Here is a 13,134-nt window from a genome sequence, read left to right on the forward strand (position 1 = left end):
AAGTTGGCGGCATAATCTCGCGGAAGGTCCGCTCTGCGGTTAACGGCTTAGGCGCGCCGAAAGATCTTGCAAATGCGCGTAATGCGCGAGGTTACCCGCCACTCTTTCAAGACAGGAGAGTCCTGCCCCCGTGTGGCGGTGCCGTCTGCCCGGCGCGGAGCGCTCGATAGCATCGGATGATCAACACGGCTACTTTCGATTTTTATCAACGAAACCTGCTGGACTTCGCCGCGTCTTGTGTCTAAATTCGGGTGAAATTCGCCGCAACCTCCTCGTAACGAAGGGATCGCGTGCATGTTTCGTCGCACCCCCCGCTGGCTCGCTCGCTTGAGCGCCTTAGCCCTGGCCGTCTCCGGCATGACGGCCTTGGCACTGCCGGCCCGAGCTCACGACGCCATCGATCCAGCCGCCTACCAGACCGTGACGCTGGCCAAAGGCGCCGCTGAAACAGGCGAGCCCATGAGCCTCGCCGTGCTACCTGATCTGTCAGTCCTCCACACCTCGCGTGACGGGACGCTCCGCCGTACCGACAAGGGCGGAAACACCCAGGTCATCGGCACGCTGCCGGTCTACAGCCACGACGAGGAGGGCCTGCAGGGAGTGGCCGCGGACCCGGGCTTCGCCACCAACAGGACGATCTACCTCTACTACGCGCCCAAGCTTTCCACCCCGGCCGGTGACGCACCGGCCACGGGCACGGACTGGAGTGCCTGGCAAGGAGTGAACCGGCTGTCGCGTTTCACCTTGAAGGCCGACTGGACGCTCGATGTCGCGAGCGAGAAGAAGGTCCTGGACGTCACTGCGGATCGGGGCATGTGCTGTCACGTCGGCGGCGACATCGACTTCGACGCCCAGGGCAACCTCTACCTGTCGACCGGCGACGACACCAACCCCTTCGACTCCGCCGGCTACGCGCCCATCGACGAGCGGACCGAGCGCAACCCCGCCTACGACGCCCAGCGCACCTCGGCCAACACCAACGATCTTCGGGGCAAGATCCTCCGGATCAAGGTGAATCCCGCCGACGGGTCCTACACCGTGCCGTCGGGCAACCTGTTCCCGCCGGGCACGGCGAAGACCCGGCCCGAGATCTACGCCATGGGCTTCCGCAACCCGTTCAGGATGAGCGTCGACAAGAAGACCGGGGTCGTCTACGTCGGCGACTACGGTCCGGACTCGGGCGGCACCAATCCCGATCGCGGGCCCTCAGGGCAGGTGGAGTTCAACAAGGTCAGCCAAGCGGGCAACTTCGGCTGGCCCTACTGCACGGGGACCAACACGCCCGCGGAGACCTACAACGAATACACCTTCCCCTCCGGGCCTTCGGGCGCCAAATACGACTGCGCAGGAGGCCCGGCCAACAACTCCTTCCGCAACACGGGCCTGGCCAAGCTGCCGGCCGCGCAGCCGGCCTGGATCCGGTACGGCGGCGACGCGGGCAGCCCGCCCGAGTTCGGCACGGGGTCGGAGTCTCCGATGGCCGGCCCTGCCTACCGCTACGACCCGGATCTGCAGTCGGAGGTGAAGTTCCCGCAGGAACTGGACAACATGGTCTTCCTCGGCGAGTTCGGCCGTCGCTGGATCAAGGCCGTCAGCCTGGCCGACAACCACATCCTGAACTTCCCGTGGAGCGGCACCCAGGTGATGGACCTGGCCTTCGGCCCCGACGGCGCGCTCTACGTGCTGGACTACGGCACCGGCTACTTCAGCGGAGACGCGAACTCCGCTCTGTACCGCATCGAGTACATCAAGGGCCGCGACCGGAGCCCGACCGCCAAGGCGTCCGCGGACAAGACCTCGGGGCAGCCACCGCTGACTGTCGCCTTCTCCTCCGAAGGCTCGAGCGACCCCGACGGCCAGGCGCTGACTTACGCCTGGGACTTCGGCGACGGCGGCACCTCGACCCAGGCCAATCCCACGCACACCTACACCGCCAGAGGCGAGTTTCAAGCGACACTCACCGTGAAGGATCCGGCGGGAAATTCAGGCACGTCAAGCCTGCCGATCACCGTGGGCAACACCGCGCCGACGATCGCTTTTGAGACGCCGCGCGAGGGCCAGCTGTTCGACTGGGGCGACACGGTGCCCTTCAAGGTCACCGTGACCGATCCGGAGGACGGCACGATCGACTGTGCGGCGGTCAAGGTGACCTACATCCTCGGACACGACAGCCATGGCCACGCCATCACCTCGAAGAATGGCTGTGAGGGCACGCTGACCATTCCCAAGGACGGTGAGCACGACAGTGCGGCCAACATCTTCGCCGTGTTCAACGCCTCCTACACCGACAAGGACAAGCTGACCGGCAGCAAGGAGCACATCCTGCAGCCCAGGCACCGGCAGGCCGAGCACTACGCCGCCGCCTCGTCGGGCGTCCAGCAAGAGAACAAGCCGACGGCCGCCGAGGGCGGCAAGACGGTCGGGTCCATCGAGAACGGCGACTGGATCTCCTTCAAGCCCTACGAGCTGAGCGGCGCCAAGTCGGCACGCTTCCGGGTCTCGTCAGCAGGTGCGGGCGGAAACATCGAGATCCGTACCGGCTCGCAGAGCGGGCCGCTGGTGGGCAAGGTGGCAGTGCCGAAGACCGGCGGCTGGGAGACCTTCACGGACGTGGAGACCGCACTGACCGGCGTCACCACCAAGACCGACAGCCTGTTCCTGGTGTTCACCGGAGGCACGGGCGCGCTGTTCGACGTCGACTCCTTCATCCTGTCGCCCGAGGCCGTGACGCAACCCGTCACCGGAACGATCGGCGGGCCCGGCGGCGGCTGCGTCGACGTCGCGGGAGCGAACACCGCCGACTCCACCAAGGTGCAGATGTACGAATGCAACGGCACGGATGCCCAGAAGTGGACCATCGACAGCACCGCCGGCACGATCAAGGCGCTCGGCAAATGCCTCGACGTCAGGGGAGCGGTCACCGCTGACGGCACCGAGGTGCAGATCTACACCTGCAACAACACCAACGCCCAGAAGTGGACCGTGGACGGCACGTCCGGCACGATCAAGGCGCTCGGCAAATGCCTGGACGCCACCGACCGGGCGCAGTTGGTCATCCGCACCTGCGATGGGGGCGCCAACCAGAAGTTCGGCCCGCCTGGCAGCTCGCCCGCCGACGGCGGTGACGTGCTGGTCTTCAGCCGCACGACGGGATTCCGGCACGACTCCATCACGGCCGGCATCCAAGCGATCAAGAACATGGGCTTCAAAGTGACCGCCACCGAGGACCCCGGCGCCTTCACCACGGCGAACCTGGCCGCGTACAAGGCGGTGGTTTTCCTCAACACCACCGGCGACGTGCTGAACGCCGACCAGCAGGCCGCCTTCGAGTCCTACATCAAGGCGGGCGGCGGGTACGCGGGCGTGCACGCGGCGGCCGACACCGAGTACGACTGGCCCTTCTACGGCGAGCTCGTCGGGGCCTGGTTCTCCTCCCACCCGGCGATCCAGCAGGCCAAGATCAAGATCGACGATCGGGCGAACCCGGCCACCGCTCACCTGGACACCACCTGGACCAGGACCGACGAGTGGTACGACTACAAGTCCAACCCGCGCGCCACCGCGCACATCCTGGCCACGCTGGACGAGTCGTCCTACGGCGGCGGGAAGATGGGCGCCGACCATCCGATCTCCTGGTGCAAGACCTACCAGGGCGGCCGCTCCTTCTACACCGGTCTCGGCCACACCGCCGAGACCTACTCGGAGCAGGCCTTCCTGCAGCACCTCAAGGGCGGCATCGCGTACGCCATGGGGACCGCACAGGCCGACTGCCGTCCGGAGACCGGCTACACCGCCCTCTACAACGGCTCGACCACCGGCTGGGAGCAGGCCGGACCCGGCAGCTTCACCAACGCCGACGCCACGCTGACCTCCACGGGCGGCATGGGCCTGTACTGGTACAAGGCCAAGGAATTCACCAAGGGCTACTCACTCAAGGCCGACTGGAAGCTGACCGGAGACGACAACTCCGGGATCTTCATCGGATTCCCACCCTCCACCGATCCCTGGTCGGCGGTCAACAACGGCTACGAGATCCAGATCGACGCCACCGACTCGGCCGACAAGACCACCGGCTCCATCTACGGCTTCAAGTCGGCCGACACCGCCGCACGCGACAAGGCGCTCAACCCGCCCGGCCAGTGGAACGCCTTCGAAATCAAGGTCGAGGGCGAACGCGTCCAGGTCCTGCTCAACGGCGTAAAGATCAACGATTTCACCAACACCGATCCGGCACGCTCGCTCAAGGACGGGCACATCGGCCTGCAGAACCACGGCAACGGCGACACCGTCTCCTTCCGCAACATCCGCGTCAAGGAACTCGGCCCGCCCACCGGCGACACCGTCATCCAGGCGGAGAACTGGTCCCAGGCCAACGGCGTCCAGACCTACCCGCACACGCCGGCACACGGCGGCACCGTGCTCGGCTTCGTCAACCCGGGTGATTGGGCGGCCTACGACGGGGTGGACCTCACCGGCGTCACCTCCTTCACCGCCCGCGTCGCCTCGGTCAACCCTGCGGGGGGCTTCGAGATCCGCACGGACTCGCCGACCGGCCCGGTCTTGGGCCGCGTGACCGTCCCCAACACGGGCGGGTGGGAGTCCTACCAGGACGTCTCGACCCCGCTGACCAACGTGCCCGCTAAGACCGTCCGGCTTTATCTCACCTTCGACGGCTCGAATCTGGACGTGGACGACTTCACGCTTCGCCGCGGCTGACTCCGCGACGTAGCCGGCACGACCTGACGCACGGCGCCCCTGACGGCGACACTCGGTCGCGAGTGGGCCGGCAGGGGCGCAAGCATCCCTCTCCGAGAGGCCCCGCCATGGTCCCCACGCGCGACGGGGGCCGCAGGTCCGGTGCCCTCCTCTCCCTGCTCCTCGCCCTCTGCCTCGCCGACGTCTGACCGTGGCGCCGCCGGCCGCCGCCGACACCATCGGCTCCGTCACCGGTTTCAGCGCGGCCGGCACCACCCAGACTCTGGCGCGCGGCCCCGACGAGCAGTTCTACGGCACCGGCCTCCGCCTGGGGGAGTGGGCGCTGCGTGACAAGAGCGTCCCGGTGAAGGTCTCCCACACCTGGAAGCCCGGCCAGTACCCGCCACGGAGATCGGCGCCACCCTTCACCAGGTCGATCACCGTACACGACGGAAGCTGCCTCACCACTCTCGACGCGGGTACGGCCAACGGCACCGCACTGACCCTAGCCACCCGCGACGGCACCGATCCCCGGAGATGGACACTGACCTGAGAACGAAGCAATGATCAGGTGCTCGCACCGCGCGCGGGCAGCGCGGCCGAGTGGGCATGGAAGGGACAAGCCGGCCCGCGGCAGGGTCGTGCGGTCAGGCGGCGATAGAGCCTCCAGAGAACGACCGCGGACAACAGGTATGCGGGGGCTTCGATGAGAATCTTGACGGCTCCCATCGCGACCGCCTGATCGTCGAGGTAGAGCCTGATCTGGTTGGCCGTGAGCGCGGCGTCCACCAGGAACCAGATCAGATTGACGATGGTGAAGGCGCGCAACTGGATGGGGCAGCGTCGCCAGGCCGGCCCCTGCCGGGTGAGCACGCCGTACGCGAGCCCGAACGGCGGCAACCCGAGCAGGAGCAGGACGGGCGTGGCGACCGCGAGTGTCCCGCGCATCACCAGTAGAGGCAGGAAGAAGTCGGCGGCGTTGCCCGACGCGGTGGCCAGCGCCGCCGCCCCTGCTGACACGCCGAACCCGGCGAGCGCCGCCCATGGCTTCCGGGCCTGCCGCACCTGGAAGAGGGCGACCGCGGCGGCTGCCGCCAGCGCGGCCACCAGTGATGGAGCGATCTGCCTCGTCGTGGCGTACGCGACGGTGAAGCCGATGACGGGCAGCGCGGTCTCGACAACGTGGGCGCCGACCCGGCGCAACAGGTCCACGGGTTCAGCCGCGCAGCAGGAAATCGCCCATGGTGGACACCGAGGCGTTGACCGCTTCGAACCCGTCCCGACGCATTTCCTCCTCGTAGGTGGCCACCGCATCGAGCAGCGGGCGCCCATCGGCCAGGTAACGGCACAGGCGCCCGGCGTCCTGCAGGGCGGTGTTGGCGCCCGAGCCGCGGTTGGGCGGCATGGCATGGATGGCGTCGCCCAGCAGGGTGACCGCGCTGGGCTGCCACGGCTCGACCGGCATCGAGGCGCCGAGCGGCAGGCAGAGCGTCTGCTCCGGCCAGGCCCGGTCGACGACCAGCCGAAACGTCGGATGAGCCGGCTCGACCAGGTCGCGTGCGCGTTCCCAGAGCCGCCTGGTGCCGAGGGTCTGAACTCCCGTCCCGAGCCTTTCGCTGGGCGGGATCAGCGCCCACATCAGGAAGTCGGTGGCCTCGCCCGGGTTCAGTCCTGGCAGCAGCCGCGCGGCGGCGGTCAGTGGCGGCTCCTTGAACTGCATGGCCGCCAGGACCATGCCGAGGTCGTCCAGCTCGGTGATGGTGAAGTTGCTCCCGATCAGATCGATGATCCCCGTGCTGGTGATCTCCGCCGTGATCGGGGTCTTGCCTCCGAGCCAGCGCGCCCCCGTATCGATCACCTCGGCGTGCGGAAGAAGCTGGCGGCGTACGGCGGAACCGATGCCGTCGGCTCCGACCAGCAGATCTCCGTCGGCGTGGCCGCCATCGGCGAAGTACGCGCGAACACCCTGGCCCAGGTACTCGAACCGGACGAGCTCCCGGCCGAAGTGCACGTGGTCCTCCAGGCCGTTCAGCAGGATCCGCCTCAGCAGCTGACGGCTCACCGGGTGGCCGGGCCGCACGGCGTCGGGCCTGCCATCCTCGCCGTCGAAAGAGTTCGTGGCCAGCAGCTCCAAGCGGCCGTTCACGTCACCGATCACCTTGAGCGCTCGGCTGTCGTGTCCCAGGGTCGCCTCGAACAGCTCGGCATGGGCCGGCGGCAGGCAGGCGTGCAAGGCCTGCTTTCCCCGGTCGTCGATGTGGAAGCGAGCTCCCTGGGCGCGGCTGTCCGGTGCCGGGTCTCGCTCGTAGACGGCCGCGTCGATCCCGGCTCGGCGCAGCCCATGGGCGAGTGTGAGTCCGCCGAGTCCGGCTCCGGCGATGATGACGCGCAAGGTCACGGCTGATCTCCCCTGTTCAGGATCTGGTTGAGTACGGTTTCGAGGTCGTGTTCCGGTGATGCCGTCCGCGCGCGCCAGGCGATGATGCCATCGGGACGGACGAGTACGGCACCGCTCGCACTGACGCCGAGGGCCTCTGCCCATGACGGCTGGAGTGGGGTGAGCGGGAGGTCAGTGCTCGTCCAGCCGGGTCCGGCCAGGCAGACGAAGTCCCGGCCGAACAGATCGGGCCCCAGGTAGGGCACGCGGGTGCCGGGCAGTCCTGCGGGCTCCAGGGGGTCCACGAAGGTCCGTTCGCTTTCCGTTACCACCGCCGAGGACCGGTACACCGCACCGAATTCCAGGGTGAGCCGGTCGGGCAGCTCCTCGGAAGGTGGGATCACGCCGATGCGGGTGAGCGCGTCGGTGAGCGTGAGACTCGCGAGCGGGCGGCGCTCGGCGTCGTAGCTGTCGAGCAGCCCGGGACTCGCCCTGCCACTGAGTATCAGAGCCAGCTTCCAGGCGAGATTCTGCGCGTCTTGAAGCACGCTGCCGCCGTGCATGCCCGGTGTGGGCGGCAGCGAGCAGGCGGCGTCGCCGATCAGCGCGACCCTGCCACGCGTGAGCCGCTCAGCGGTGAGCAGGGTGATCGGCAAGCTGAAGGTGCCGTCGATCTGGACTTTCAGGTCCGGCAGGCCGGCCGCTGCGCGGACGAGCCCGACGAGGTCCTCGCCCTCGTCGGGGCTATCGTCGGCCGGGCGTGGGCGCAGGAGCACCCACGAGTCGGGCCCGGCCTCCTTCAGCAGGGTGCCGTCCACGCCATCGAGCTGCACTCCGGCGAAGTGCCGCCCGCGGATGGCCTCGCTGAGGTCCGCGCGGAAGGCCAGCCCGTACAGCTGGGCGATGGTGCCCGGACCTTCGGCCTCGATCAGGGCGCGTTCACGGACGAGGCTGTGCGGGCCGTCAGCGCCGACCACGTACGAGGCCCGTACGCTCGTCTCACCCTCCGGCCTGCGCACGTCGGCGACCAGCCCGTCGGCCTCCTCCCGCAGGTCGATCAGCTCGGAGCCGGTCCAGATCTCCGCGCCCAGCTCCCGGGCGCGTTCGCGCAGCAGCTCACGCAGCCACGCATGGTTGCAACACACCGGCTCCAGCGGGCTCAGCAGCGGCGGCACAGCCACCCACGGCTGCGGTGCCCGCCCGAGTTCGGCGCCGGCCAGGGTGTCGGCCTGCAGCATGTCGCCGAGCTCGTCGGGGTGGAAGCCGGCCGCGCGGACCCGTTCCTCCAGGCCGAGGACGCGCAGCAGCTCCACGGCGCGCACGCCGAGCCGTTCGTTGCGCGAGGTGGGTGGCAGTTCGGTCCGGCGTTCGACGATCAAGCAGGGCACGCCATGGTGGCCGAGGAGGGTGGCTGCGGCCAAGCCGCTGAGCCCTCCACCGACCACCAGGACGCGGACGCTCCCGTCCATGGGTCCTCCGTCTCGGATAAGTTCGACAGGCGGTGAAGTAAGCTGACGGCGTGAACGACACCGTCGGTGAGCAGGGGCGCCGCGGCCGATGGCGCACCGGCGCGGCCAACCGGCAGCGGATCATGGAGGCGGCGGCGGCGCGGTTCGGCGCCGAGGGGTTCCAACGGGCCACCATCAGGGCGATCGCCGTCGACGCCGGGGTCGACCCCGCGATGATCCACTACTTTTTCGGCAGCAAGCAGGGCCTCTACGAGGCCGTGCTGAACAGGTACAGCCCCCAGCGGGATCCGGTGGGTGAGCTGCTGTCGGAGGGGGTGGAGCACTTCGGGGAAAGGCTGGTGCGGCGGTTCCTCGAAGTCACCGAGGGAGGCGACGCCGCGGACGGGGTGGGCGCCCTGACCCGCCTGGCCGTCACCGATCCGGAGCCCGCGGCCAAACTGCGCGAGTTCATCGAGAACGAGTTCGCCGGCTCGCTCGCCAAGCACCTCGACCTGCCGGACGCGCACCTGCGGGCCGGCCTGATCGGCGCCCAGCTGGCCGGCCTGGCCGTGGCCCGCCACCTCCTGCGCGTGGAGCCTCTCGCTTCGATGTCCACGGAATCGCTTGTCACGCTGATGGCGCCCGTGATCCAGCGGCTGGTCACCGAGCCGCTGGGGTGAACTTCACCGGCAGTTCGGCCAGCCCGCGGAACAGGGTGGCCGTCCCTGGCCGCTGACGCAGTTGCTCGGGCGGGCAGTCGAGCGCCAGGTCGGGGAAGCGGTCCAGCAGGCCGCGGAAGGCGATCTGCGCCTCCAACCTGGCGAGCGGCGCGCCGAGGCAGAAATGCAGCCCGTGGCCGAAGGCGACATGGGCATTGTCCTCGCGCTGGATGTCGAACCGGTCAGGGTCGGGGAAGCGCCGGGGATCCCGGTCGGCTGCGGCCAGCGCCACCGTCACCTGGCTGCCCGCCGGGATGGTCACCTCGCCGATCTCGATGTTCTCCACCGCTGTGCGGCCCGTTCCTTGCTCGACGGGTCCGTCGTAGCGCAGCATCTCCTCGATCGCCGAGGGCAGCAGGTGTGGCTGGTCGCGCAGGAGGGCGAGCTGGCCGGGGTGGCGCAGCAGCGCCGCCATGCCGTTGCCGATCAGGTTGACGGTCGTCTCGTGGCCGGCGACGAGCAGCAGGTTCAGCATGCCGACCAGCTCGCGCTCGTTCAGCCCGTCCTCGTCGTCCGCTGCCGCCACCAGTGCGCTGGCCAGGTCGGGCTGTTCGTCTCTGGGTACGCCGGGCCGCAGGTCGCGGCGCTTGCGTTCGATCAGGGCGGCGAGGTAACCGTTGATGGCCTCGATGCCCTGCGATCGCCTGGCGCGCAGCTCCTCGTCCAGGGGCATCAGCAGCATGGCGGCGGTCCAGGACCTGAAGTCGTCCCGGTCCTCCTCAGGCACCCCGATCAGCTCGCTGATCACGGTGATCGGCAGCGGGTAGGCGAACGCGTCGATCAGATCCACCCGTCCCAGGGGCGCCATCCGGTCGAGCAGATCGTCGGTGATGCGCTGCACCCGGGGCCGCAGAGCCTCGATGCGGCGCGGCGTGAATCCCTTGCTCACCAGGCGGCGCAACCGCGTGTGGTCGGGCGGGTCGCTGTTGAGCATGTTCGTTCCGGTCGGTCCCTCGTCGGCGGTGACGATGCCCAGATCACGTAGCCATTTGGGAGCATGCCGGGGGTGCTTGGAGATGCGCGGGTCGTTCAGCAGGACCCTGGCCTCGTCGTAGCCGGTGACCATCCAGACCTGACCGCCGAGCGCGCCCTCGGCGGGGCGGACGGGACCGTCCTCGCGCATGCGGGCGTATATGGGGTGCGGGTCGGCCCGCCCCTCCGGGCTGATCAAGCTGGGCTCGGACGGCGCCGGCGGTGGCTGCTCCAGTGTGGTCCGTACCGCGCTGGCCGGGAAGCTTCCGAGCACGCCGACCTTGACCTTGCCCGTCCACTCATCCCCGTCTACGACGCCGGTGAAGCGCAGGTTCATCCCCATGACCGCCCTGCGCACCAGCCAACCCACCTCATTGCCGTGCACCGAGCCCTCGTCGATCTCCCAGATCCCCTGCGCGCCGGTCATCGTCCCTGCCAGCCGTTCGCCGTCCGAGGTGAACGTCGCGGCGAAGCTCTGCTCGCCCCTTGGAGACTCCGCGGTGAACGCCCACGTGCCGTCGATGCTCATGCTGGGGCTTCCTCCTCCCAGAAAACTTCGTCTTTCGATGAAGAAATATAGGCCACTGGAGTGATTACTTCAACGCACCATGAAGTAATCTGGTCCTAGCGTGCGGAGGAAGGCCGACAGGTCGCGCTCGAGCGGTCGGCCGATTCCCTTCGGGGCTCCCCCTGGGGTGTGCAGCCGAAGATCTGCACTTCGGCGAGGGTTCGACGGCCGGAGATCGTCGAAGGCAGGCATGACGCTGCGGGCAGAGGGGTGATTCCAGCATGCAGCCTCCTCGGTGAGGAGGCTCACAGTCCAAAAGCTTCCGAAAACTCGTAATCCAGACCTGTGGACGGACTCCTTTCTGGTGAGAGATGGGAGTGCTGATGAACAGGATCGGATTGGAGTCTCCTGTTGCCGATGGTGTTGAGAATGGCAGCGGGTGCGCGATCCACGCCTGCCACATGCCGCACTCCTTCGACCGGGGGACGTGACGAGGCGTCCCGCGCCCCGCAACGCATGGTTCCCCGCGATCCCTTTCCTGACGTATGGGACGCAAGAGGCGTTCCACGACAGACCAAGGAGTTCCCCTTTGAACCGCATCCTCGCTGCCGGTGGCGTCCTGGCCACCGCCGGCCTCCTGGCCTCGGCACTCGTCGCCCCGGCTCAGGCCGCTCCTGAGGGAGCCCCCGCGTCCGGGGAGCCGGTCGCAGCCAAGGACGCCTTCGACGTCGTGTCGTTCTGGCTGGTGGGCAACGGTAAGGCGCTGAAGGAGGCTGAGGAATACCACCCGGACTACAAGGTCAACACCCATACCGCCCGCCTGAAGTCCACGGGTGCCCCCGCATCCGATGGCAAGCCGGGTGTCATTCCCGCGATAGGCGAGGAGAAGAAGACGGCTGCCACGTCGAGGAACATCAATCTGCCCAAGACCGTGGGGAAGGTGTTCTTCGTCCGTGACGGCAAGCCGTACTGGTGCTCGGCCACCTCTGTGCAGTCCAAGTACCGCAACCTGGTCGCCACTGCCGGCCACTGTGCCTACGACACCGACGACGACGGCCATGTCCTCGACCGCTGGGTCTTCGTCCCGGGCTATTACCAGGGCAGGGCGCCGTGGGGCATCTACGCTGCCAAGCAGGCCTTCACCCATTACGACTTCGACGTCTACGAGGACTTCGACCGCGACTACGCCTTCGTCTCGGTTTACAACGGTCTCAAGGTCAAGCTGGTCGGCAAGAGCGGCAAGGTGGAATACGACGCCTATCTCGGGCCGAAGTGGACCTACAACGGCCAGTGGCAGTACGCGGTTCTGGAGGACGTCGGTCGTCTGGGCGATGCCGTCGGCGGTCAGGGCCTTGCCTACAACATCAAGCCCGGTCAGAAGGTGTACGCGTTCGGTTACCCGGCCGGTGAGCACCCCGACGGTGACAAGCCCTACACCGGCCTCACCCCGAAGTGGCTCTACGGCACGACCGGCAAGACCGTGGTCGACACCGCTTTGAAGATCGAAGAGCAGATCGCGCTCAAGGGCGCGGTCACCTACGGCTTCGACGGAGGCCCCTGGTTGCTGAAGTACAGCAACGGCAAGCGCCTCGGCTACGTCAACGGCGTCACCTCCACCTTCATCGACGCCGACGACAACGGCCGCTACGACCAGATCGGCTCCCCGTTCTTCGACGGAGAGACGTACGGTGTCTACACCGCCGCCGCCAACGTCTGGTCCGGCAGCATCCTGCCGAAGGACCCGAAGGTGCCGAACTCGAGTCCCTCCAAGGGGTCCCCCACGCCTGCGTCCCCCTCATCCGGCCCCACCAAGGCGCCGACGACGCCCCCGCCGTCATCGGGACCCGTCGGCACGGCAGAGGAGAACGAGGTCGTCCGCCTCACCAACGCCGAGCGGGCCAAGGGCGGCTGCAAGCCGCTCACGCACGACGCGCAGCTGCGCGCCGCGGCCTTCGGCCACTCCGACGACATGGCCAAGAACAACTACTTCAGCCACCAGTCCAAGGACGGCCGCAGCTTCGTGGACCGCATCAGGGCGGCCGGGTTCACCGGAGGATCGGGCTGGGCGGAGAACATCGCCAAGGGCCAGTCGAACGCGGCCTCGGTGGTCCAGAGCTGGATGAACAGCCCTGGTCACCGCAACAACATCATGAACTGCGGTTACACCTTGATCGGCGTCGGGCTGGCCAAGAACTCTGGCGGGACGAGTCACTGGACGCAAGTCTTCGCCGCCAAGTAGTCCTGCGTGCGCGAGGCGTGCAGGTGGCTTATCTCACCATCTCGGGCCTCTCCCGCTCGTGGTGCGAAATATCTCAGAAGTCGCGTAACCCGCAGGCGCTAGGCAACTCCCTTTAACAGTGAAGGGGCTGGGGCGACCTTCACGGGCTAACCCCGTGAAGGTCGTCGCCAGGTACA

General features: G+C 68.0%; 8 protein-coding genes. 4 read left to right on the top strand and 4 right to left on the bottom strand.

All coding sequences use genetic code 11. From position 1 onward, the window contains the following. The first annotated feature begins 327 nt into the window (after positions 1–327). Positions 328–4,716: a ThuA domain-containing protein gene (locus tag ACIBI9_RS00835; protein ID WP_397219832.1), complete on the top strand. Its 4,389-nt coding sequence runs from the start codon at positions 328–330 to the stop codon at positions 4,714–4,716. A gap of 190 nt (positions 4,717–4,906) precedes the next feature. After that, on the top strand, positions 4,907–5,248 hold the full coding sequence (locus ACIBI9_RS00840; protein WP_397219833.1) for an RICIN domain-containing protein: 342 nt from the start codon (positions 4,907–4,909) through the stop codon (positions 5,246–5,248). Between the two features lie 14 nt (positions 5,249–5,262). Here the strand turns inward: ACIBI9_RS00840 and ACIBI9_RS00845 are convergent, their stop codons facing one another. From ACIBI9_RS00845 to ACIBI9_RS00855, 3 genes are read right to left on the bottom strand one after another with little or no spacing between them, the layout of a single operon-like run. After that, the gene (locus tag ACIBI9_RS00845) at positions 5,263–5,907 is read right to left on the bottom strand and encodes a DUF3159 domain-containing protein (RefSeq protein WP_397219834.1); all 645 of its coding nucleotides are present in this window, start codon (positions 5,905–5,907) and stop codon (positions 5,263–5,265) included. Between the two features lie 4 nt (positions 5,908–5,911). Next, a complete protein-coding gene (locus tag ACIBI9_RS00850) occupies positions 5,912–7,093 on the bottom strand; it encodes an FAD-dependent oxidoreductase (protein WP_397219835.1) in 1,182 nt (393 codons plus the stop codon). Continuing rightward, entirely contained in the window at positions 7,090–8,541 is a 1,452-nt protein-coding gene (locus ACIBI9_RS00855) for an FAD-dependent monooxygenase (RefSeq protein WP_397219837.1), read from the bottom strand. Before ACIBI9_RS00855 ends, ACIBI9_RS00850 begins: the two co-directional genes overlap by 4 nt. A 50-nt stretch (positions 8,542–8,591) precedes the next feature. On the opposite strand from ACIBI9_RS00855, the gene ACIBI9_RS00860 reads away from it, so the two are divergent. Beyond that, positions 8,592–9,200 (top strand): TetR family transcriptional regulator, encoded by a 609-nt coding sequence (locus ACIBI9_RS00860; RefSeq protein WP_397219838.1) that lies wholly within the window; start codon positions 8,592–8,594, stop codon positions 9,198–9,200. Here ACIBI9_RS00860 and ACIBI9_RS00865 read toward each other — a convergent pair. Beyond that, positions 9,181–10,740 (bottom strand): cytochrome P450, encoded by a 1,560-nt coding sequence (locus ACIBI9_RS00865; protein ID WP_397219839.1) that lies wholly within the window; start codon positions 10,738–10,740, stop codon positions 9,181–9,183. The genes ACIBI9_RS00860 and ACIBI9_RS00865 overlap by 20 nt on opposite strands. Positions 10,741–11,308: 568 nt before the next feature. Here ACIBI9_RS00865 and ACIBI9_RS00870 point away from each other — a divergent pair. Continuing rightward, a complete protein-coding gene (locus ACIBI9_RS00870; protein ID WP_397219840.1) occupies positions 11,309–12,958 on the top strand; it encodes a CAP domain-containing protein in 1,650 nt (549 codons plus the stop codon). Positions 12,959–13,134 lie beyond the last annotated feature (176 nt).

Source organism: Nonomuraea sp. NPDC050451 (assembly GCF_044458585.1).